This is a genomic window from Calidifontibacter indicus (assembly GCF_003386865.1).
Taxonomy (GTDB): Bacteria; Actinomycetota; Actinomycetes; order Actinomycetales; family Dermatophilaceae; genus Yimella; species Yimella indica.
Window position 1 is genome coordinate 524,595 of sequence record NZ_QTUA01000001.1, and the last position, 21,827, is coordinate 546,421.

Here is a 21,827-nt window from a genome sequence, read left to right on the forward strand (position 1 = left end):
ACCGATCCGACCATGCGAACCGACGGACAGACGGAAGGAACAAGCGTGAGCACGAAGCCACCTCAGGGGCTCGACGCCGCGTTCGAGGACGACCCCGCCGGCGTCCGCGAACTGCTGCGCGGTCTGCCTGATCCTGGCCCGATGCCTGCCGATGTGTCCGACCGCATCCGCGATGCGCTGGCCCGGGAGTCCGCCGACCGCGCGCCCGGACGTCTGTACTCGCTGCCGATCGACCCCGCCCGGGGCACGGGCGATGGTGTCGACGATGATCCCACCGGCATCCGCGACCTGCTGCGTTCCCAGCCCGACCCCGGGCCGATGCCCCACCACGTGGCCGCGCAGGTGCTCGACAGCTTCCGCGCCGAGTTCGGCGTCAACCAGTCGAGCTTCGACGACGACCCGACCGGCATCCGTGACCTCCTGCGGTCGCAACCCGCCCCGGGGCCGATGCCCGACCACGTCAGCAAGCGCATCATGCACCGGCTCGACCTCGAGCGGGAGGCGGCCGCCGACGCCGACCCGACCGGTACCCGCGACCTCCTGCGTTCCCAGCCCGACCCCGGGCCCATGCCCGACGACGTCGCCGCCCGGGTCACCGCCGCGCTGCGGCACGAGTCCGAGCGTCGCGGTGAGCAGCCATCCAATGTGACCGCGCTGCACAGCCGCGACCGGTCGGCCACGCCGGCCCGCAGCGGCAAACTGCTGCGCTTCGTCGGTGGAGCCGCCGCGGCGGCCGTCGCCGGCGTGATCACGATCGGTGCGTTCCAGTCGCTCGGCTCCGACGACGCCCCGCCGACCCAGGCGGTCACCTCGACCGCGCAGGCGCCGAGCGGCATCGCCGACAAGGTCTACGTCACGAGCACCGACAAGAACTACACCCGGGCCTCGTTGTCGACCGACGCCGGCTCGCTGGCCCGCGCCGACCTCGCCACCGGGCTCGCGCCGGCCGACGCGAACAAGCTCGGCTCGGTCGCCACGAAGGACGGCGCACTGACCTGTGCCGCGGCCATCGGCCAGGAAGTGCTCGACCGGTCGTCGCGGATCACCGTCGACATCGCCCAGTACGAAGGTCGGCCGGCGCTCGTCGTCGTGGCCACAGGTGACGCAAGCTCGACCGTGTGGGTGCTGAACCGCGACTGCGACAAGTCCCAGACGCCCATCGCCGGACCCGCCACCGTCAGCTGACACCCGTCCGTCATGTCGGCTGTCCTGTCACCTGGGTGACGGCCGCCCGTGTCGACCGGTGAACCGATGCCCGCGCGGGAATGTTCGGCACCTACCATCGGTTGTGCAGAACGCCGTCCACACCGATCCGACAGGGGCCCTTCTTCCGTGAGTAACGACCTGGTGCGCAACCTCATCATCGTCGGGTCAGGTCCCGCCGGTTACACCGCGGCGGTGTACGCCGCGCGGGCCAACCTCGAGCCACTGGTCTTCGAGGGTTCGGTCACCGCCGGCGGCGCGCTGATGAACACCACCGAGGTGGAGAACTTCCCCGGATTCCGTGACGGAATCATGGGTCCCGACCTGATGGAGCAGATGCGCGCCCAGGCCGAGCGGTTCGGCGCCGAGTTGGTGCGTGACGACGTCACCGCGATGGAACTTTCCGGCGACATCAAGACCGTCACGGACGGCGAGGGCAATATCCACCGCGCCCACGCGGTGATCCTGGCGATGGGTTCGGCCTACCGTGAGCTGGGGTTGGAGGACGAGAAGCGCCTGTCCGGTCACGGCGTGTCGTGGTGCGCCACCTGCGACGGTGCGTTCTTTCGCGACAAGGACATCGCGGTCGTCGGCGGCGGTGACTCCGCGGTCGAGGAGGCCACCTTCCTCACCCGCTTCGGCAAGACCGTCACGATGATCCACCGCCGCGACGAACTGCGCGCCTCGAAGATCATGGCCGAGCGTGCCGCCGCCAACGACAAGATCTCCTTCGCCTGGAACAGCGAGGTGGTCGGCATCCACGGCGACGCCAAGCTCGAATCGCTCACCCTGCGCGACACCGTCACGGGGGCGACCCGCGACCTGGAGGCCAGCGGCCTGTTCGTCGCGATCGGTCACATCCCGCGCAGTGAGCTGGTCGTCGGCCAGGTCGACCTCGACGGCGAGGGATACGTGCTCACCCAGGGCCGCTCGACCAAGACCAACCTCGAGGGCGTCTTCGCCTGCGGTGACCTGGTCGACCACACCTACCGTCAGGCCATCACCGCCGCCGGTTCCGGCTGCTCCGCCGCGCTCGACGCCGAGCGTTGGCTGGCCGACAAAGTCGGACACTGAACGAACCAATTTCTCTGATCCACAACGACATTCGCTGACAACCCGAATCAAGGAGAAACACATGGGTGCCATCAAGGAGACCACGGACGCCACCTTCGAGGCCGACGTCCTCAAGAACGACAAGCCGGTCATCGTCGACTTCTGGGCGCCCTGGTGCGGCCCGTGCCGCCAGGTCGCCCCGATCCTCGAGGAGCTCGCCAAGGAGCACGACTCGGTCGACATCGTGAAGCTCAACACCGACGACAACCCGAAGATCTCGGCGAAGTACGGCATCACCGGCATCCCGACGATGAACGTCTACGTCGGCGGCGAGGTCGTCAAGACCCTCGTCGGCGCGCTGCCGAAGCCGAAGCTCGTCAAGGAGCTGTCCGACTTCCTCGGCTGACGAACGTAGCTGTCGCCCGCTACCAACAGAGGTCGACAAACGCCGAACGGCGCTGAATCCCAACCGGATTCAGCGCCGTTCTGTTTAGTGTCTCCTTCGGCGTTCGTCCTGCGACTCCTTCGTCGTCGCCAGGATGAGTTGACCTTGGACGTCGGCCTCAGTTGGTGGTCGTCCGGATGCCGAGGGCGTCGAGGATGCGGTGCAGATCGTCCGATCCGGCGAACTCGACCGTGAGCTTGCCGCGGGAGCGACCGGAGGTGATCGTCACCCGAGTTTCGAGCTTGTCCGCAAGCCCGGAGGCGATGTCGTCGTACTCCGGCACGGTGGTGCGCGACGCGCTCGCCCGCTTCGCCTTCTCCTGCTGACCGCCGAGGGAGACGATCTCCTCGGTGCTGCGCACCGACAGACCCTCCGCGACGATGCGCTGGGCAAGCCGCTCCATCGCGGCGGCGTCCGGCAGCGCCAACAGCGCGCGGGCGTGCCCGGCGGACAACACGCCGGCGGCAACCCGGCGCGCCACCAGCGGGGGGAGCTTCAGCAGGCGGATCGTGTTCGAGATCTGCGGGCGGGATCGGCCGATGCGCGAGGCGAGTTCGTCGTGGGTGCAGGAGAAGTCGTCCAGCAACTGCTGGTAGGCGGCAGCCTCCTCCAGCGGGTTCAGCTGGCTGCGGTGCAAGTTCTCCAGCAACGCATCGCGCAGCAGGTCGTCGTCGCCGGTGCTGCGGACGATAGCCGGGATCGCCTCCTTGCCGGCCGCCTTCGAGGCACGCAGTCGGCGCTCACCCATGATGAGTTCGTGGGTGATGTCGCCTTCTGGCTGGGCCAACGGGCGGACGACGATCGGCTGCAGCACACCGATCTCACGGATGCTGTGGGTGAGCTCGGCCAGGTCGTCCTCGTCGAAGACCTCGCGCGGCTGACGCGGGTTCGGGCGGATCGCGGTGACGCGGATCTCGGCGAAACTTGCGCCGGGGACCGCCTTGAGGCTCGGCTCGTCAGCCGCCGGTTCCTCGGTCGTACGGGTCCGTGCGGCCTGGTTTCCCGTGAAACCAGACCCGTAGAACACGTCGGACGGCCGCGCCGTCGCCGTCCCGTCACTCGTCGGAATGAGGGCACCCAACCCTCGACCAAGACCACGCTGCCGCTTGTCACTCATGAGGCACAATTCTACGGGGCACTACGAGATGCCTTCGTCGCGGGCACCTGTGCGGGGCGCGTTCCACGTGAAACAAGTGCCTCGCAGCTGCGTGCCGAGTGGGGCTGGCCCAGTCACACCCGCGGACATGGAACGAGCTCGTTCCACGTGAAACAGGGGACTACGAGCTAGCTGCTGCCAGCTCGGTCGCTGCTTCCAGATAGGACAGCGCACCGGACGACGACGGGTCGTACGTGATGACGGTCTGACCGAAGCTCGGCGCCTCGGAGATACGCACCGACCGGGGGATGCGCGTCTTGAGCACCTGGTTCGGGAAATGCTCGCGCACCTCAGCGGCGACCTGCGCGGACAGGCGGGTGCGGGCGTCGTACATCGTCATCAGGATCGTGCTGACCGCCAACTCGGGGTTGAGGTGCTTACGGATGAGCTCGATGTTGTTGAGCAACTGCGACAAACCCTCGAGCGCGTAGTACTCGCACTGGATCGGGATGAACACCTCGGTCGCCGCCACGAACGCGTTGACGGTCAGCAGGCCGAGGCTCGGCGGGCAGTCGATGAGGATGTAGTCGAAGCGCTCCTCGTCGGCCATCGATTGCAGCTGCGCCGTGATCGCGGTCTTGAGCCGGCTCTCCCGGGCGACGAGCGACACGAGTTCGATCTCGGCGCCGGCGAGGTCGATGGTGGCCGGCGCGCACCACAGGTTCGCGACGTCGGGGCACGCCTGGATGACCTTCGCCAGGGGATCGCCGTCGACCACGACGTCGTAGATGCTCGGCACCTCGGCGTGGTGGTCGATGCCGAGCGCGGTGCTCGCGTTGCCCTGCGGGTCGATGTCGATGACCAGCACGCGTAGGCCCTTCTGGGCGAGCGCGGCGGCGATGTTCACGGTGGTGGTCGTCTTGCCGACGCCACCCTTCTGGTTGGCGACCGTCATGATGCGGGTCGACGCCGGGCGCGCGACCTCGGCCGCCAGCACCTTCGCCCGCCGGGTCGACTGGTCGGCCAGCGCCGCGAGAATCGGTGACTCCTCGGACGCGATCGACGTCGGGGTCTCGTCGACCGCCGGGTGGGCGCCCGCGTCGTCGCCGTCCGTACCGTCCGATTTCCCAGTGCTGTCGGTGCTGTCGGTGCTGTCGGTGCTGTCGGTGCTGTCGGTGCCAGTGGAATCGGTCGCACCGTTGGCAACCGCACCGGCGCTCGACCGCACGTCGCCCCGCACCGCGCTCGAGGCGTCCGCCGGAACGACACCGGGAGACGACGGGGACTGCCAACCGGTCGGGGTCGGGGAGGCGGGCGCACTGCCGCCCGGCCAGCCGGTCGGGATCACACTCGTCTGCACCGTCGTCACCTTCACTTCCGCTTTCGTTCCGGGCGCTGGGATCTGTTCGCGCCGTCCGTGCCGTCTCTGCCGTCCCGGCCCGCCGCACCGGCACCCGGGCGGCCCGCGCGTCCGGGCTTCTTCGCCCGACGTGCGCCCGCACGTCCGGAGGCGGGGCGCACGATGCGCTGTTCGACCGTAACGCTCACGATGGCCGTCGGTGGGTCGACCACCTCGCCGCCGCAGGTGAGCACCTCGATTTGCGCGCCGCCGAGCTTCGCGATCGCGGCGCGGGCCTCGTCGACCTCGTCCTGGGCCGAGCTGCCCTTGAGGGCCAACATCCGCCCGCCCGAACGCAGCAGTGGCAACGACCACTGGGAGAGCGTGTCGAGTCGCGCCACCGCGCGGGAGGTCACGACGTCGACCTCGAGGTCGGTCACCTGTTCCGCGCGCGACCGCACCACGTTCACGTTCGTCAGGCCGAGGTCTTCGCTGACGTTCTCCAGCCAGGTCACCCGGCGTAGCATCGGCTCGACCAGCGTGACGTGCAGATCGGGTCGCGCGATCGCGATCACGAGGCCGGGCAGCCCGGCACCCGAGCCGACGTCGGCCACGTGCGCGTCGGGTTCGATGAGTTCCTGCACACCGACGCAGTTCAACACGTGCCGTTCCCACAGCCGCGGCACCTCACGCGGGCCGATGAGGCCGTGGCTCACTCCGGTGTCGGCGAGGTGCTCGGCGAAGCGCACCATCGTGCCGAAGCGGTCGCCGAGGTACGCCGCGGCCGCCGCCGGGGCGTCCGGCAGCGGCTCGGGAACGCAATCGGAGTGATCCGGTTTCACGTGAATCGTCGGTCTGTGTCGGGTCAGGCCGGCAGGACGACCACGTATCGGCGCGGCTCGGCGCCCTCGGACTCCGAGGACAACCCGGCGGCCAGGACGGCGTCGTGCACCACCTTGCGCTCGAACGCGCTCATCGGCTCCAGCGCCTGCTGCTCACCGGTCTCCTTGGCCTTCGCCACCGCGTCCGTGGCGAGGGCGATCAGCTGCTCACGCTTCTCGGCGCGGTAGCCGGCGATGTCGAGCATGAGCCGGCTGCGGTTGCCGGTCTCCGCCTGCACGGCGAGCCGCGCGAGCTCCTGCAGCGCGTCCAGCACCTTGCCGTCGGTGCCGACCAGACGGCGCGGCACACGACCCTCGTCCGAGTCGACGATCGACACCATCGCGCGGTCACCCTCGACGTCGACGTCGATGTCGCCGTCCAGGTCGGCGATGTCCAGCAGGCTCTCCAGGAAGTCGGCGGCGATCTCGCCCTCGCGCTCCAGCAGGTCGGCTGCGGAGGTCTTCGGAGCGTCCTCGGAGGTGTTCTGTTCAGTCATCTCTGCTCGCATTCTGCAGGTGATCGGCTGCGATCACTGGGTGTCGTTCAGGGAACGGCGGCAACGCGCCCGCGGGCGCGGCCGGCCGGGGTCAGCGCTTGCGACCCTTGGCGTTCTTGCCACGTTTGTTGCTGGACGGCTGCACCCGCTGGCCGCTCGTCTTGCCCGCCTGGGTGCCGGATGCGGTCATCGTGCCGGGGGTGCCGGGGGTCTTGGCGAGGTCGGCGTCGTCCTCGTCGTCGGCATCGCTGTTGAGGCCCGGGATCGTGAGCTTCTTGATCTCCTTGCCCTTGGCGCGGCGACGCTCCTCGAGCGCCTTCTCGGCGTCCGAACCAGGGGTGGGCATGCGGCGGATCACGTAGAACTGCTGGCCCATCGTCCACAGGTTGGTGACCACCCAGTAGATGAGGACACCGATGGGGAAGTTCACACCGGTGATCGCGAAGAAGATCGGCATGAGGTACATGAGGTACTTCTGCTGCTTCGCCATCGGGTTGTCGAGGGCAGCCGCCGGCATGTTGCGGCGCATCAGCTGGTGCTGGGTGATGAACACCGACACCGACATCAGGATGATCATCACGACCGTGAGGATCTTCACCGACAGTTGGTCCGAACCGAGGAAGGTCGAGCTCAGGGACGCGCCGAACAACGTCGACGTCTCGGCCTGGCTGGCGAGTTCCTTGGTCAGCAGACCGATCGGCTCACGCTTGCCGGCCGCCATCTCGTCCAGGTTGTTGAGCACGCGGAACAACGCGAAGAAGAACGGCGACTGCAGCAGGATCGGCATACACGAACTGAACGGGTTGGTGCCCGTGCGCTTGTACAGTTCCATCGTCTCTTCCGTCATCTTCTGACGGGACTCCGGATCCTTCTTGCCCTTGTACTTCTTCTGGATCTTCTGCAGCTCGGGCTGGATGAGCTGCATCCGGCGCGAGCTCTTGATCTGCTTGACGAACAGTGGAATCAGCAGGATTCGCAGCACGACCACGAGACCGGCGATGGACAGCGCCCAGGTCCAGCCGGACTCCGCCCGCATTCCGATGGCGGTGAACAGGTTGTGGAAGCTCACCATCACGAAGGCGACGAACCATTCGAGCGGATAGAGGATTGTGTCGAGCATGATGTCCTTCAGTCAGCGGATGTCATGAAGTATGCGGGACGCCGTCGGCGTTCTTGGTGCGGCGTTCGGGCACGTGGTCGACCCCGCCGGGATTCCAGGGGTTACAACGCCCGAGCCGGCGGATCGTCAGCCAGGTGCCCTTGATCGGACCGAATCGTTGCAATGCAGTGAGCGCGTACTCCGAACAGGAGGGCGTGAACCGGCAACTCGGCGGCAGCAGCGGCGAGATCAGCTTGCGGTAGATGACCACCAGCACGACGAGCGGGAACGACAGCACCTTGTTGACGGCACTCATCGCACACCGGCCAGGGCGCGGGGGATCAGTCGGTCGAGTTCGGCGCCGAGTTCGGCGCTGGTGGCCGACGCCGCGGACGGCTGCGCGCGGACCACGACCAGCGAACCGGGCGGAAACCCGCCGAGTCGGTCACGCATCAGGTGTCGCAGCTTGCGCTGGGTGCGGTTGCGGACCACCGAGTTGCCGACCGCCTTGGACACGACAAAGCCGACACGGCAGTCAGCCGTGTCGGCATCATCAGCGGTCCCGGGGGTGCGCACATGCACGACCAGCAGCCGGCTGCCGGCGCGACCGCTGCCACGCGTCCGCAGGACGGTGGAGAAGTCGGCGCTGGTGCGCATCCGATGCGCGGCCGGCAGCATGAGCGAGCAGCCGGTTCGGCCGGGCGGCTCAGGCCGAGAGCTTCTCGCGGCCCTTGCGGCGACGGTTGGCCAGGATCGAGCGGCCGGCGCGGGTGCGCATACGCAGGCGGAAGCCGTGGGTCTTGGACCGACGGCGGGTGTTCGGCTGGAAGGTGCGCTTGCTCACGTCATTACTCCGTCACATGGTCGGGCCGGGGCCCGGTCTTACTGGCTGGTGTGTGGCATTCGGTCGCACACCGACATGAGTCAGCCATCGCCGGCACCGGCGATGATGGGAACGCCACAAAAGGTCAGTCATCCACGATACGGGCCGGTGGGCGGACGGGTCAAACCGGCGCGACCACGCCCGTCGGGGCGACTGGGAACCCTCCATCCGAGCACCTGTTCGGCCGTCCACCAAGACGACACGCCGACCGGTTCGAGAAAGTGCGACCGCACGGGTTGCGGCGCGGCCGGGGATCTTGTTAGCGTCGGCGCTCCGACCCCGTGTCAGGATCTATTCACAGTCTGTGCATAACCCTGTGGATATCCGTCGTATCATTGGCAGCCGGCCGCACCGGGCCGACGACGTCCGACCTCGTACACGAGCGTTCGGACATCGCCAGACGCCTGACCTGAAGGGGAGTCCTGACCTTGACCGAACCTGAGGTCGACCTGGCCCATGTGTGGCACGCCACCCTGCTGGGACTGGAAGATTCGGGCACACCGGCGAGGGATCGCGCGTTCCTGCGCATCGCCCGTCTGGTCGGCATCGTCGGCGAGACCGCGCTGTTGGCCGTGCCCTACGACCACACGAAGGTCTTCGTCGAGACCACCCTCAACGATCCCGTCTGCAACGCGCTCGCCGCCGAGCTGGGTCACCCCGTCCGGCTGGCAGTGACCGTCGACGGGTCGCTGACCAGCATCGAACCCGACGACGCCGACGACGGCCCCTCGCTGGTCGCGGCCGAGCACGACGACGACCATGTCGGACAGACCGAGTTGCAGGTCACGACCGCGCCGCCGCGTGACCCGATCACCGTCAACCAGCTCGACGACGCTCGCCTCAACCCGCGCTACACCTTCGAGAGCTTCGTCGTCGGGCAGGGCAACCGGTTCGCGTGCGCCGCGGCCCAGGCGGTCGCCGAGACCCCGGCCCGTTCGTACAACCCGCTGTTCGTCTACGGCGAGTCCGGGTTGGGCAAGACCCACCTGTTGCACGCGATCGGCAACTACGTGCGCAGCTACTACCCGCAGTTGCGGGTGCTCTACGTGAACTCCGAGGAGTTCACCAACGACTTCATCAACTCCATCCGCGACGAGGCCGGCCGCTCGTTCCAGAAGCGCTACCGCGACAACGTCGACGTGCTGCTCATCGACGACGTGCAGTTCCTGCAGGGCAAGGAGTCGACGCAGGAGGAGTTCTTCCACACCTTCAACGCGCTGCACAACAGCCAGAAGCAGATCGTGCTGTCGAGCGACCAGCCGCCGAAGAAGCTCAACGGACTCGAGGACCGGTTGCGGTCGCGGTTCGAGTGGGGCCTGACCACCGACGTCACGCCGCCCGACCTGGAGACCCGCATCGCGATCCTGCGGCGCAAGGCCGACTCGGAGAAGATGCAGCTGCCGGCCGACGTGCTCACGCTGATCGCCGACAAGGTGGCCACCAACATCCGTGAACTCGAGGGCGCACTGATCCGCGTCACCGCCTACGCGTCGGTGTCGAAGCAGCCGGTCACCGTCGAGAGCGCCTCGCAGGTGCTCAAGGACCTCATGGTCGGCAATGCCGCAGGTCAGATCACGATTCCGCTGATCATGGACCAGTCGGCGGAGTTCTTCGACGTCACGATCGACGACCTGTGCGGCCCGTCCCGCTCCCGGTCGATGGCCAACGCCCGCCAGATCGCGATGTACCTGTGCCGCGAACTCACCGACGAGTCGTTGCCGCACATCGGCAAGTACTTCGGCGGCCGCGACCACACCACGGTGATGTACGCCGACCGCAAGATCCGCGACCTGATGGGCAGCAAGCCGCACCTGTTCGACCAGATCACCGAGCTCACGTCCCGGGTGCGCCGGGCCGCCAACGAGCTCGGCCGCGGCTGACTCACCCTTCTCCCGTCCCCTCGGGCACCGCGGTTCTCCACACTGTTTTCCACAGCTGGGAGTACTGGCGGGTCACCCTGACGCGCGGTCCAGGGTTGACGACCGCCCAACACGGCGCATCGGACGGGGTGTCACCCGGGAACAATTCACCGGTTCGTCCCCAGCTGTGGATGAATTCGTCCGCAGGGCCCAATGGTCCGACCGGACCTGGTAGGCGTTCATCCACACCCCACCCTGTGGATAACTGCACTTCTCTGTGGAGAACAATGGTGGTTATCCACAGATTCGGACGATCTGGTGTGGACGCACCACATGGATCCACAGGGCGGCGGAGTTCACCGAGCGACTTTCCACAGCGGTTCCGACAGGCTCGGACGGTGGTTGACCTGCGCAGACGGGCGTCATCCACAGAACTCACAACTGCTACTACGAACACCAACTCACTCACCAATATCGATCCGTGCACCGCGAACTGCAGATCGGGTGTGGATGAAGCCGGCGGCGGTCCGGACGGCGTTCGAGTCCGTGGGCCAAAAGCACAAGGGCGGAGGATGCCGGTGGGGGGAGGAACGGCTAGTCTCGCCCTGCGACGATGTGACCGTCGTCTGAGTTGTTCGGCGTGGGGCGTTGACACACGCGCTCCGAGCCGATTCCCCGATCGAAGGAATGACGTGAAGCTGCAGGTCGAACGCGACGTCCTGGCCGAAGCCGTTACCTGGGCCGTCCGTGGCCTGTCGCCGCGCCCGCCGGTGCCGGTGCTGTCCGGTGTGCTGCTGGAGGCCACGCCGGAGGGTCTGACGCTGTCGGCCTTCGACTACGAGGTGTCCGCCAAGGTCACCGTCGCCGCCTCGGTCGACGAGCCCGGCACCGTGCTCGTGCCCGGCAAGCTACTCGGCGACATCTCGCGCTCGCTGAAGAACAAGCCCGTCACCGTCACCGCCGACGGCAACAAGGTCGAGCTCGTCTGCGGCACCAGCCGTTTCGCGCTCCCGCAGATGCCGGTGGCCGACTACCCGACGCTGCCGACCGCCCCCGAGCCGTCCGGCACCATCGAGGGCGACGTGTTCACCACCGCCGTCAATCAGGTCGCGATCGCCGCCGACCGCTCCGACACCCTGCCGATCCTCACCGGTGTGCGGATGGAGATCGAGGGCGAGAAGGTCACCCTGTTGGCGACCGACCGCTACCGCCTCGCGCTGCGCGAGTTCACCTGGAACCCCGCCTCGACCGACGCCGCCCACGTCGCACTGGTGCCGGCCCGCACCCTGCACGACACCGCGCGGGCGCTCGGCGCGTCCGGTTCGGTGAGCCTCGCGGTCGGCACCGCCGCCGGCGGCGAGGGCCTCGTCGGTTTCGAGGCCGGCAAGCGGCAGACCACCACCCGCCTGCTCGACGGCGAGTACCCCAAGGTCACCTCGATCTTCCCGACCAGCGTCGACACCACCGCGGTGATCAGCACCGGCGAGCTCGCCGAAGCGGTCAAGCGTGTGTCGCTGGTCGCCGAACGCAACACCCCCGTCCGGCTGCGGTTCACCGAGGGTCAGGTGACCATCGAGGCCGGCCAGGGCGACGACGCCCAGGCCAGCGAGGCCGTCGAGTCGAGTCTCACCGGGCCCGACATCGACATCGCTTTCAACCCGCAGTTCCTGCTCGACGGCCTCGGCGCCGTCGGCACCGCATTCGTGCGTCTGTCGTTCACCCAGCCCAGCCGTCCGGCCGTGATGTCGGGCCAGGCCGAGCAGGACGGCGACGCCGACGAGAGCTTCCGCTACGTGCTGATGCCGGTGCGTTTCGCCAGCTGATCCCTCCCCCCCCAAGCACCACCTCTCGAAGGAGCCAACGACATGCAGATGGGTCTCATCGGTCTCGGCAAGATGGGCGGCAACATGCGTGATCGCCTCAAGGCCGCCGGTCACGACATCGTCGGCTACGACCGCAACCCCGACATCAGCGACGCGAAGGACCTCGCCGACCTGGTGTCGCGCCTGGACGCCCCCCGCGCGGTGTGGGTGATGGTGCCGGCCGGCGACCCCACCCGCGACACCATCAAGCAGCTCGCCGACCTGCTCGACGAGGGCGACCTCGTGATCGACGGCGGCAACTCCAAGTTCACCGACGACCAGGCCAACGCCGACCTGCTCAAGCAGCAGGGCGTCGAGTTCGTCGACTGCGGTGTCTCCGGCGGCGTCTGGGGCAAGGAGAACGGCTACGGCCTGATGTGCGGCGGCGACGAGAAGAACGTCGAGCGCCTCATGCCGATCTTCGACGCGCTGCGCCCCGAGGGTCCGCGCGAGGAGGGCTGGGTGCACGCCGGCGAGGTCGGTGCCGGTCACTACGCGAAGATGGTGCACAACGGCATCGAGTACGGCCTGATGCACGCCTACGCCGAGGGCTGGGAACTGCTCGAGGCCAAGGACATCGTCAAGGACGTCGAGGGCTGCTTCCGGGCATGGAGCCGCGGCACCGTCGTCCGCTCCTGGTTGCTCGACCTCATGGTGAAGGCCCTCGAGGAGACCCCGCACCTCGAAGGCATCAGCGAATACTCCACCGACTCCGGTGAAGGACGCTGGACGCTGGAGGAAGCCATCAACCTCGCTGTGCCGATGCCGGTGCTCGCCGCCGCGCTGTTCGCCCGGTTCACCTCCCGCCAGGAGAACTCCCCGCAGATGCAGGCCGTCGCCGCGCTGCGTGGACAGTTCGGTGGCCACGAGGTGATGAAGTTCGGTCAGGAGCCGTGGCGCAAGGAGGGCCAGGCCGAGGTCAGCCCGGCCGCCGAGAAGAAGGACACCTCCGGCGAAGCCACCCCGGGTGCGAAGGCCTCCGACAACTGACATCTTCTCGCGGCTCCTTCGGCGTCGGTTGCCACCAGTGGCATTGACAGGCGCAAGCGCTGCCCAGTGAAAGATTGCTGTTGCTGTAGCAGCAGCAATCTTTCACTGGAGCCCGCCGACGGGACTGGGCCTGTTGCGCTTCGACCCGGCCGCGCGTGCCACCTACGATGTGGCGGTGTTCGTCCGCCACCTGTCCCTGGTCGACTTCCGGTCGTACCCGGAGGCCGAGGTCGCGTTGACTCCGGGCATCACGACGTTCGTGGGGCTGAACGGTCAGGGCAAGACCAACCTGGTCGAGGCGATCGGTTACCTCGCGACCCTCGGGTCGCACCGCGTCAGCAACGACGCGCCGCTGGTGCGGGCCGGCGCCGAGCGCGCATACGTGCGGGCGGCGGTCGTCCGTGAAGGGCACGAGCAGCAACTCGAACTCGAGATCAACCCCGGCCGGGCCAACCGGGCCCGCCTCGGGCGCGCCGCGTCGACCCGTCCGCGCGACATCCTGGGCACCATCCGCACGGTGCTGTTCGCCCCCGAGGATCTCGCGCTGGTGAAGGGCGACCCGTCGAACCGGCGACAGTTCCTGGACGAGTTGCTGGTGGCGCGGCAACCGAAATGGGCCGGCGCCCGCAGCGACTACGACAAGATCCTCAAGCAGCGCAACGCCCTGTTGAAGTCGGCCCGCACCGGCCACGACCGGGGCGCGCTCGACGCGACGCTACCGGTGTGGAACGAGCACCTCGCCACCGTCGGGGCCAACCTGACCTACGCCCGGCTGCGGCTGCTGCGCGACCTGCGTCCGTACATCGCCGAGGCGTACGACGAGGTCAGCGCCGGGCAGGGTGATGCGCGGCTGAGCTATCGCAGTTCGTTGCACGTGAAACTCGCCGACGAACTCGCGGCCGGCGAGGTGCCCGAGTTGGACGCCATCACCGCCGGCATGCACGAGACCTTCGCCGAGATGCGCCGCGCCGAGGTGGAGCGCGGCGTCACCCTCGTCGGGCCGCACCGCGACGAGGTGCAACTGCAACTCGGTGACCTGCCCGCGAAGGGTTACGCATCGCACGGAGAGTCGTGGTCGTTCGCGCTCGGCATACGGCTGGCGGCGTTCCAACTGCTGCGGCACGACCTCGGTACCGACCCGGTGCTCGTGCTCGACGACGTGTTCGCCGAGTTGGACGGCGGACGGCGCTCCCGCCTGGCGGCGATGGTTGCCGACGCCGAGCAGGTGTTGATCACGGCGGCGGTCGCCGACGACGTGCCGGTGGCGTTGAGCGGGCGGCGGTTCAACGTGACCCGCGGTCACGTCGCAGCGGACGGCGACGAAGCGGACGCTGTGGATCCCGGGACTGTTGATCGGGACAGTGCCGAAATCGAACCGGTAGACCCTGAGCCCGAACCGGTGCAGCCCGAACCCGTGGAGCCCGAACCCGTGGAGCCCGGACCCCCGGGCCCAGACGCCGACCCCGCGTCCGACCCCGCGTCCGACCGCGCGTCCGACCGCGCGTCCGACCGCGCCGTCGGCGAGTAGTGCCTCGCACCGCCGCCGCAATACGCTGAACCAATGGCCACCGACGACACCGACCCTGCGGACAAGCCCGCAGCGGGAGGTTCGTCGGGGAGCTCGGCGGACGCCAGCGGCGCACAAGCCGATGAGGTCGACTGGCGCATCGCCGCCCGCGAGGCGGTGTCCCGCGCCCGCCGGGCCGCCCGCGACAAGGGTGTGCGCCCCGGCCAGCAGCCCCGCAGGCGTGCGTTCGGCGCCGGCGAACCGCGCCGCGACGACGGCCGTGACCCGGCAACCTTGTCCGACCAGATGGAGCGGTTGCTCGCCGATCGCGGCTGGAAGGTCGACGTCGCGGCGGGTTCGGTGCTCGCGAAATGGCCCGAGATCGTCGGGCCGGAGGTCGCCGCGCACGCGACGGCGACCGGGTTCGAGGACGGCGTGCTCACCGTCCGGGCCGACTCGACCGCCTGGCGCACCCAGCTCGGTTACATGAGTTCGACGATCCTCGGGCAGATCGAGCAGACCATCGGGCCCGACATCGTCGGCGAACTGCGGTTTCTCGGGCCTTCGGCACCGTCCTGGAACAAAGGCCCGCGCAAAGTGCACGGCGGACGGGGCCCGCGCGACACCTACGGGTGACACCTTCTCCGCGTAAACTCGAGCGAATGGACACACGGGGGAACGTCGCCACCCGGCGGCGAACCGAACGGAAAGCAGGGCCTCGACAGTGACCGACCCCGACCAGGGCCGTCGTGACGACACCTTCGACAAGTTCTTCCGCCCGGCGGTCGACGACGAGATCACCGACCCCGGTGTGCCGTCGGGCGCCTACGCCCAGCAGCCCACCCAGCAGGCGCCGAGCGCGCCGGGTGCGCAGTACTTCCAACAGCCCGAGCAGGGCGCGGGTTATGTGCCCGAGCCGCAGTACGAGCCGGAGCCCAAGCGGGAGGGTTCGGTGCTGGTGCCGTTGATGATCCTCGGTGTCTCCCTCGCGGTGCTCGCGGTCGTCGGCTACATGTTCCTCAACGGCAGGCAGGACACCGGCACCCCGAGCAACGCGGCCACGAGCAGCACGTCGTCCGGCGCCGACTCCACGTCGTCCACCCAGGAGGGCTCGAGCAGCACCTCCTCGAGCACGTCGAGCACGACGTCGTCCACCACCTCGAGTTCGAGCACCCCGGTCACCCTCCCGGCCGGCAGCGACACCGGGTGCGGCAACGAGATCTTCTCCACCAGCCCGGACGTCTCGTGTGAATTCGCCGGCTCGGTGGCCGCACAGGCCCGGGCGGTGCAGGCCGGCAGCAGCCAGCAGATCGGCGCCCGCTCGGCCGTCACCGGCAAGCAGTACGTCTTCGACTGCAACCACCCGGACGGCTCGTTCATCACCTGCGTGGGCACCGCGCAGCCCGACGACGGACGCCGTCCGACCGTCTACGTGCTGCCGAACTGACCCCGAACTGACCCCGGACTCACCCCGGACTCACCCCGGACTCACCCAGCCGCGCCCCGCGTCCGGCGAATCGTTCGCAGCGCCGCTGAACCCCCGTCCGACGTATCGGTATTCACAGCGCCCCCTGGCGGCCGCTCCTGTCCACCGTTGAGCGCGTCTGAGCGCGGGTTCTCGCCCGCGGCAAGGTAGAATTTTCAAGGTTTGGGTCAGGTCGATTCGAGGAGCACTGTGACCGACAGTCCGAAGCAGGGCAAAGGCAACGACGACAACGACGGGACGCCCCCCGAGGCGCCCGCCGTTTCGGTGAACGCCGACGGTGAGGTCGTCTACGACGCCTCCGCGATCCAGGTGCTGGAAGGGCTCGAAGCGGTTCGCAAGCGACCCGGCATGTACATCGGTTCGACCGGTGAGCGCGGTCTGCACCACCTCGTGTGGGAGATCGTCGACAACGCGGTCGACGAGGCGCTCGCCGGCCACAACGACCGGGTGCTGGTGACGCTGCGCGCCGACGGCGGCGTCGAGGTCACCGACCACGGACGCGGCATCCCGACCGGCATGAACGACGCCTACGGCATCAGCACGGTCGAGCTCGTGCTCACCCAGTTGCACGCCGGCGGAAAGTTCGGCGGCGGCGGGTACAAGGTGTCCGGTGGTCTGCACGGCGTCGGCTCCTCGGTCGTCAACGCGCTGTCGAGCCGGCTCACCGCGCAGGTGCGCCAGAACGGCCGCGTCCACGAGATGTCGTTCACCCTCGGCGAACCCGACGCGCCGCTGGCAGACGTCCGGGCGATGGAGCCCGACGAGCCGACCGGCACCACCATCACCTTCTGGGCCAGCCCCGAGATCTTCGACACCACGACCTACGACTTCGAGACGATCCGGTCGCGCTTCCAGCAGACCGCGTTCCTCAACAAGGGTCTGACCGTCTCGCTCACCGACGAGCGGGTGCAGGCCGACGACGACGAGGGTCTCGACGACCTGTCCGAGATCGGCGAGGAGTCGTCCGACGCCGACTCGGCCGAGGCGGCCGCCGCGGCGAAGGCGAAGGAGCAGAAGAAGCGCACCGTCACCTACCGCTACGACAACGGTCTGCTCGACTACGTCAAGCACCTCAACTCCTCCAAGCGCAACGAGCCGGTGCACGACGAGATCATCGCGTTCGAGACCGAGGACACCGAGCGCATGCTCTCGGTCGAGGTCGCGATGCAGTGGACCACCGCGTACAGCGAGTCGGTGCACACCTACGCCAACGCGGTGAACACCCATGAGGGCGGCACCCACGAGGAGGGCTTCCGCACCGCGCTCACCTCGCTGGTCAACAACTTCGCCCGCGCGCAGAAGCTGCTGAAGGAGAAGGACGACAACCTCACCGGCGACGACATCCGCGAGGGTCTCACCGCCGTCATCTCGGTGAAGCTCGGCGAACCGCAGTTCGAGGGCCAGACCAAGACCAAGCTCGGCAACTCCGAGGTGAAGGGTTTCGTGCAGGCCGCCGTCCGCGACGAGTTCGAGCACTGGCTGGCCCAGCACCCGAACGAGGGCAAGGCGATCGTGCGCAAGTCGGTGCAGGCCGCCGCCGCCCGGATGGCCGCGCGCAAGGCGCGTGAGGCCACCCGCCGCAAGGGCCTGCTCGACTCCGCCGCGATGCCGGGCAAGCTCAAGGACTGCCAGAGCAACGACCCGACGATCTCCGAGGTCTTCATTGTCGAGGGCGACTCCGCCGGCGGTTCGGCCACCCAGGGGCGCAACCCGCACAACCAGGCCATCCTGCCGATCCGCGGCAAGATCCTGAACGTCGAGAAGGCCCGCATCGACAAGGTGCTCGCCAACAACGAGGTGCAGTCGCTGATCTCGGCGTTCGGCACCGGCATCGGCGAAGAGTTCAACATCGAGAAGGCGCGCTATCACAAGATCGTGCTGATGGCCGACGCCGACGTCGACGGCATGCACATCCGCACGCTGCTGCTGACGCTGCTGTTCCGGTTCATGCGCCCGCTCATCGAGGCCGGTTACGTCTACCTCGCGCAGCCGCCGCTCTACCGCATCAAGTGGAGCAACCACGAGCACGAGTTCGCGTTCTCCGACCGTGAACGCGACGGGTTGATCCAGGCCGGCCAGAGCCAGGGCCGCCGCCTGCCCAAGGACAACCCGGTGCAGCGCTACAAGGGTCTCGGCGAGATGAACTACCACGAGCTGTGGGAGACCACGATGGACCCCGACCAGCGCACGCTGCTGCAGGTCACCCTCGACGACGCGGCCGCGGCCGACGAGATCTTCGCGATCCTCATGGGCGAAGACGTCGAGAGCCGGCGCGGATTCATCCAGCGCAACGCCAAGGACGTCCGCTTCCTCGATATCTGAGCCGCGCGGCCCGCGCGCCGGGCCCGACGCGTCCTGTCGAACACTGACTAGGGAACTACATGACTGAGCAGACCCCGCCGACCACGGACCACATCGACCCGGTCGACCTCAACACCGAGATGCAGCGCAGCTACATCGAATACGCGATGAGCGTGATCGTGAGCCGCGCGCTGCCCGACGTCCGGGACGGTTTGAAGCCGGTGCACCGGCGCATCGTCTACGCGATGTTCGACGGCGGCTACCGCCCCGACCGCGGCTTCAACAAGTGCTCGCGCGTCGTCGGCGACGTGATGGGTCAGTACCACCCGCACGGCGACTCGGCGATCTACGACGCCCTCGTCCGGCTGGTGCAGCCGTGGTCGATGCGTTACCCGCTGGTGCAGGGCCAGGGCAACTTCGGCTCGCCGGGCAACGACGGCGCCGCCGCACCGCGATACACCGAGTGCAAGATGGCGCCGCTGGCGATGGAGCTGGTGCGCGACATCGACGAGAACACCGTCGACTTCGAGCCCAACTACGACGGCAAGACGCTGCAGCCCACCGTGCTGCCGGCCCGCTTCCCCAACCTGCTGGTCAACGGTTCGGCCGGTATCGCCGTCGGAATGGCCACCCAGATCCCGCCGCACAACCTGCGCGAGGTCGCGGCAGTGGCCCAGTGGTACCTCGACAACCCCGAGGTCAGCCGTGAGCAGCTGCTGGAGTACGCGCTCACCCACCTGCCCGGGCCCGACTTCCCGACCGGCGCGCTCATCATGGGGCGCAAGGGCATCGAGGAGGCCTACCGCACCGGCCGCGGCTCGATCATCATGCGGGCCGTCGTCAACGTCGAGGAGATCCAGGGCCGGCAGTGCCTGGTGGTCACCGAGCTGCCCTACCAGGTCAACCCCGACGCGCTCGCCGAGAAGATCGCGCTGCTGGTCAAGGACGGCAAGATCGGCGGCATTGCCGACCTGCGCGACGAGACCTCGGGTCGCACCGGTCAACGCCTCGTGATCGTGCTCAAGCGCGATGCCGTGGCGAAGGTCGTGCTCAACAACCTCTACAAGCACACCCAGCTGCAGACCAACTTCGGCGCCAACATGGTGGCCCTGGTCGACGGTGTGCCGCGCACCCTGCCGATCTCGGCGTTCGTGCGGCACTGGGTCGAGCACCAGGTCGACGTCATCGTGCGGCGCACCAAGCACCGCCTGGCGGAGGCCGAGAAGCGCATCCACATCCTGCGCGGTTTCCTCAAGGCCCTCGACATGCTGGACGAGGTCATCGCGCTCATCCGCCGGTCGGCGTCCGCCGACGCGGCCCGGGTCGGCTTGATGGAGTTGCTCGACGTCGACGACGAGCAGGCCCGAGCGATCCTGGGCATGCAGTTGCGCCAGCTGGCCGCCCTTGAGCGGCAGCGCATCATCGACGAACACGATGAGCTGCAGGTCAAGATCGACGACTACAACGACATCCTCGCCAAGCCGGAGCGGCAGCGGCAGATCATCAAGGACGAGCTCGGCGAGATCGTCGACAAGTACGGCGACGACCGCCGTACGCAGATCGTGCCCTTCGACGGTGACATGTCGATGGAAGACCTCATCCCGCAGGAAGACGTCGTCGTCACCATCACCCGCGGCGGCTACGCCAAGCGCACGAAGGTGAGCGAGTACCGCGCGCAGCGGCGCGGTGGCAAGGGCGTGCGCGGGGCCAACCTGCGCGGCGACGACGTGGTCGACAGCTTCTTCGTCACCTCCACCCACCACTGGTTGCTGTTCTTCACCAACACCGGACGCGTCTACCGCGCCAAGGCCTACGAACTGCCGGAGGGCAGCCGCGACGCGAAGGGTCAGCACGTCGCGAACCTGCTGGCCTTCCAGCCGGGCGAGAAGATCGCCGGTGTCATGGCGCTCACCGACTACGACGCCGCCGAGTACCTCGTGCTCGCCACCCGCAAGGGCCTGGTGAAGAAGACCCGCCTCACCGAGTACGACTCGCCGCGCTCCGGCGGTCTCATCGCGGTCAACCTGCGTGACGGCGACGAACTGGTGGGCGCCGGGCTGTGCTCCCGCGCGGACGACATCCTGATGGTGTCGCGCAAGGGTCAGTCGGTGCGCTTCCACGCCACCGACGACACGCTGCGTCCGATGGGCCGGTCCACCTCCGGTGTCACCGGCATGAAGTTCCGCGACGGCGACGACCTGCTCGCTATCGCGGTCGTCGAGGAGGGCACCGACCCCGACCTGTTCGTGGTGTTCGCCAATGGTCTGGCCAAGCGCACCGCCGCGTCGGAGTACCCGGTGAAGGGTCGAGCGACCCTCGGTGTGAAGGTCGCCGCGATCTCCGAGCGCGGTGGCGACCTGGTCGGCGCGCTGACCGTCGACGAGGGCGACGAGGTCATGGTCGTCATGGAGAAGGGCAAGATCGTCCGCTCCCGGGTGGCCGAGGTGCGCCGCACCGGACGCTCGACCCAGGGTGTGCAGTTCGCCACACCCGACAAGGGTGATGCGATCGTTGCCGTTGCGCGGAACGTCGAAAGTGACGAGGTCGATGAGGAAGTTGTAGGTTCGACCGAGCCGGGCGCAGACGATTCTGCCGCGGCGACGACCGAAGCACTCCCCACCGAAACAGCCGCCGACGAGACCTCCGACGCCGTGACCGATCGTTCGACCGACGATGCGACCGGTGACGCGCAGGTGGAGTCCTCGGATGACGCGACCGAGACCCCGACCGACGAACCTGGAGGCCAGGAGTGAGCACCCCCACCGGCAGCGGCAAGAGCCAGGCGGAGGCGGCCAAGCTGCCCGCCGGCGCTTCCCGTCCGGCCAACCGACCCAGCACCTCGGGTCAGCGGCGTCCGGCACCCGCCGGTGCGGCACGCCGTCCGGCAACCGGGCAGCGCCCTGCAGCCCGCCCCGGGCAGCGTCCGGCCCGGGCGACCCCACGCCGGGTGCGGCTCACCGTCTCCCGGGTCGACCCGTTCTCGGTGTTCAAGGTCAGCTTCCTGCTGTCCGTCGCCATCGGCATCGCGACCGTGGTCATGGTCGGTGTGCTGTGGACGGTGCTGGCCGGCATGGGCGTCTTCGACAACCTCAACGAGTTGCTGCGCACGCTCGACCGTGAGGGATCCAACTTCAATCTGATGGACTACATCGGCTTCGGCAAGGTGTTGTCTCTGTCAGTATTGATCGGGGTGATCGACGTCATCCTGATGACGGCGATCGCGACACTGATGGCGTTCTTGTACAACATTTGTGCCTCCCTGGTCGGCGGTTTGCAGCTCACGCTGACGGACGACTAGGCCCGTTTTGGTGCCCCGTGCCTGCATG

Annotated in this window: 20 protein-coding genes; 12 read left to right on the forward strand and 8 right to left on the reverse strand. The window is 68.2% G+C overall.

Annotation, left to right across the window (positions count from 1 at the left end; translation table 11 throughout):
- Window positions 1-45: 45 nt before the first annotated feature.
- From DFJ65_RS02490 to trxA, 3 genes are all read left to right on the forward strand, one after another.
- Window positions 46-1,185, forward strand: a complete 1,140-nt coding sequence (locus tag DFJ65_RS02490; RefSeq protein WP_115921659.1) for a hypothetical protein — start codon at window positions 46-48, stop codon at window positions 1,183-1,185.
- A 147-nt stretch (window positions 1,186-1,332) separates the two neighbouring features.
- Complete coding sequence (gene trxB, locus DFJ65_RS02495; protein WP_245949931.1) at window positions 1,333-2,277, forward strand: thioredoxin-disulfide reductase; 945 nt, start codon at window positions 1,333-1,335, stop codon at window positions 2,275-2,277.
- A 61-nt stretch (window positions 2,278-2,338) separates the two neighbouring features.
- The gene (gene trxA / locus DFJ65_RS02500; protein WP_115921660.1) at window positions 2,339-2,662 is read left to right on the forward strand and encodes a thioredoxin; all 324 of its coding nucleotides are present in this window, start codon (window positions 2,339-2,341) and stop codon (window positions 2,660-2,662) included.
- 157 nt (window positions 2,663-2,819) lie between these two features.
- On the opposite strand, the gene DFJ65_RS02505 is transcribed toward trxA, so the two are convergent.
- The 8 genes from DFJ65_RS02505 to rpmH form a co-directional block, all read right to left on the reverse strand.
- On the reverse strand, window positions 2,820-3,818 hold the full coding sequence (locus DFJ65_RS02505) for a ParB/RepB/Spo0J family partition protein (RefSeq protein ID WP_115921661.1): 999 nt from the start codon (window positions 3,816-3,818) through the stop codon (window positions 2,820-2,822).
- Between the two features lie 160 nt (window positions 3,819-3,978).
- Window positions 3,979-5,025, reverse strand: coding sequence for an AAA family ATPase (locus DFJ65_RS02510; protein WP_115924061.1), 1,047 nt, complete (start codon window positions 5,023-5,025; stop codon window positions 3,979-3,981).
- A gap of 143 nt (window positions 5,026-5,168) precedes the next feature.
- Window positions 5,169-5,978 carry a 16S rRNA (guanine(527)-N(7))-methyltransferase RsmG gene (gene rsmG / locus DFJ65_RS02515; RefSeq protein WP_245949933.1) on the reverse strand — a complete coding sequence of 270 codons (810 nt, stop codon included), beginning with the start codon at window positions 5,976-5,978 and terminating at the stop codon, window positions 5,169-5,171.
- 23 nt (window positions 5,979-6,001) lie between these two features.
- Complete coding sequence (locus tag DFJ65_RS02520) at window positions 6,002-6,514, reverse strand: Jag family protein (RefSeq protein WP_245949935.1); 513 nt, start codon at window positions 6,512-6,514, stop codon at window positions 6,002-6,004.
- Between the two features lie 91 nt (window positions 6,515-6,605).
- Entirely contained in the window at window positions 6,606-7,634 is a 1,029-nt protein-coding gene (gene yidC / locus DFJ65_RS02525) for a membrane protein insertase YidC (protein WP_115921663.1), read from the reverse strand.
- 22 nt (window positions 7,635-7,656) lie between these two features.
- Complete coding sequence (gene yidD, locus DFJ65_RS02530) at window positions 7,657-7,929, reverse strand: membrane protein insertion efficiency factor YidD (protein WP_115921664.1); 273 nt, start codon at window positions 7,927-7,929, stop codon at window positions 7,657-7,659.
- Entirely contained in the window at window positions 7,926-8,291 is a 366-nt protein-coding gene (rnpA, locus tag DFJ65_RS02535) for a ribonuclease P protein component (protein ID WP_115921665.1), read from the reverse strand. The genes yidD and rnpA overlap by 4 nt, the downstream gene beginning before the upstream one ends.
- Before the next feature lie 28 nt (window positions 8,292-8,319).
- Entirely contained in the window at window positions 8,320-8,457 is a 138-nt protein-coding gene (gene rpmH, locus DFJ65_RS02540; protein ID WP_115921666.1) for a 50S ribosomal protein L34, read from the reverse strand.
- A gap of 467 nt (window positions 8,458-8,924) precedes the next feature.
- Here rpmH and dnaA point away from each other — a divergent pair, with 467 nt between their 5' ends.
- The 9 genes from dnaA to DFJ65_RS02585 all read left to right on the forward strand — a co-directional run bounded on the left by dnaA (window position 8,925) and on the right by DFJ65_RS02585 (window position 21,799).
- A complete protein-coding gene (gene dnaA / locus DFJ65_RS02545; RefSeq protein ID WP_170143965.1) occupies window positions 8,925-10,376 on the forward strand; it encodes a chromosomal replication initiator protein DnaA in 1,452 nt (483 codons plus the stop codon).
- A 671-nt stretch (window positions 10,377-11,047) separates the two neighbouring features.
- Complete coding sequence (gene dnaN / locus DFJ65_RS02550; protein WP_115921667.1) at window positions 11,048-12,178, forward strand: DNA polymerase III subunit beta; 1,131 nt, start codon at window positions 11,048-11,050, stop codon at window positions 12,176-12,178.
- A 42-nt stretch (window positions 12,179-12,220) separates the two neighbouring features.
- On the forward strand, window positions 12,221-13,207 hold the full coding sequence (gnd, locus tag DFJ65_RS02555; protein WP_115921668.1) for a phosphogluconate dehydrogenase (NAD(+)-dependent, decarboxylating): 987 nt from the start codon (window positions 12,221-12,223) through the stop codon (window positions 13,205-13,207).
- A 175-nt stretch (window positions 13,208-13,382) separates the two neighbouring features.
- On the forward strand, window positions 13,383-14,735 hold the full coding sequence (gene recF, locus DFJ65_RS02560; protein WP_115924064.1) for a DNA replication/repair protein RecF: 1,353 nt from the start codon (window positions 13,383-13,385) through the stop codon (window positions 14,733-14,735).
- Between the two features lie 33 nt (window positions 14,736-14,768).
- Window positions 14,769-15,350: a DciA family protein gene (locus DFJ65_RS02565; RefSeq protein ID WP_115921669.1), complete on the forward strand. Its 582-nt coding sequence runs from the start codon at window positions 14,769-14,771 to the stop codon at window positions 15,348-15,350.
- Between the two features lie 88 nt (window positions 15,351-15,438).
- The gene (locus tag DFJ65_RS02570) at window positions 15,439-16,161 is read left to right on the forward strand and encodes a hypothetical protein (protein ID WP_115921670.1); all 723 of its coding nucleotides are present in this window, start codon (window positions 15,439-15,441) and stop codon (window positions 16,159-16,161) included.
- Window positions 16,162-16,464: 303 nt separating this feature from the next.
- Window positions 16,465-18,522: a DNA topoisomerase (ATP-hydrolyzing) subunit B gene (gyrB, locus tag DFJ65_RS02575; RefSeq protein ID WP_115924065.1), complete on the forward strand. Its 2,058-nt coding sequence runs from the start codon at window positions 16,465-16,467 to the stop codon at window positions 18,520-18,522.
- A gap of 59 nt (window positions 18,523-18,581) precedes the next feature.
- Window positions 18,582-21,254 carry a DNA gyrase subunit A gene (gyrA, locus tag DFJ65_RS02580; RefSeq protein WP_115921671.1) on the forward strand — a complete coding sequence of 891 codons (2,673 nt, stop codon included), beginning with the start codon at window positions 18,582-18,584 and terminating at the stop codon, window positions 21,252-21,254.
- Window positions 21,251-21,799 (forward strand): DUF3566 domain-containing protein, encoded by a 549-nt coding sequence (locus DFJ65_RS02585; RefSeq protein WP_245949937.1) that lies wholly within the window; start codon window positions 21,251-21,253, stop codon window positions 21,797-21,799. The genes gyrA and DFJ65_RS02585 overlap by 4 nt, the downstream gene beginning before the upstream one ends.
- The last annotated feature ends 28 nt before the right edge of the window (window positions 21,800-21,827 follow it).

Coding starts and splice junctions, on each gene's coding strand:
- gyrA (WP_115921671.1), top strand. CDS start 18,582: ATGACTGAGCAGACCCCGCCGACCACGGACCACATCGACCCGGTCGAC.
- gnd (WP_115921668.1), top strand. CDS start 12,221: ATGCAGATGGGTCTCATCGGTCTCGGCAAGATGGGCGGCAACATGCGT.
- DFJ65_RS02520 (WP_245949935.1), bottom strand. CDS start 6,514: ATGACTGAACAGAACACCTCCGAGGACGCTCCGAAGACCTCCGCAGCC.
- trxA (WP_115921660.1), top strand. CDS start 2,339: ATGGGTGCCATCAAGGAGACCACGGACGCCACCTTCGAGGCCGACGTC.
- rnpA (WP_115921665.1), bottom strand. CDS start 8,291: ATGCTGCCGGCCGCGCATCGGATGCGCACCAGCGCCGACTTCTCCACC.
- DFJ65_RS02565 (WP_115921669.1), top strand. CDS start 14,769: ATGGCCACCGACGACACCGACCCTGCGGACAAGCCCGCAGCGGGAGGT.
- yidC (WP_115921663.1), bottom strand. CDS start 7,634: ATGCTCGACACAATCCTCTATCCGCTCGAATGGTTCGTCGCCTTCGTG.
- DFJ65_RS02505 (WP_115921661.1), bottom strand. CDS start 3,818: ATGAGTGACAAGCGGCAGCGTGGTCTTGGTCGAGGGTTGGGTGCCCTC.
- yidD (WP_115921664.1), bottom strand. CDS start 7,929: ATGAGTGCCGTCAACAAGGTGCTGTCGTTCCCGCTCGTCGTGCTGGTG.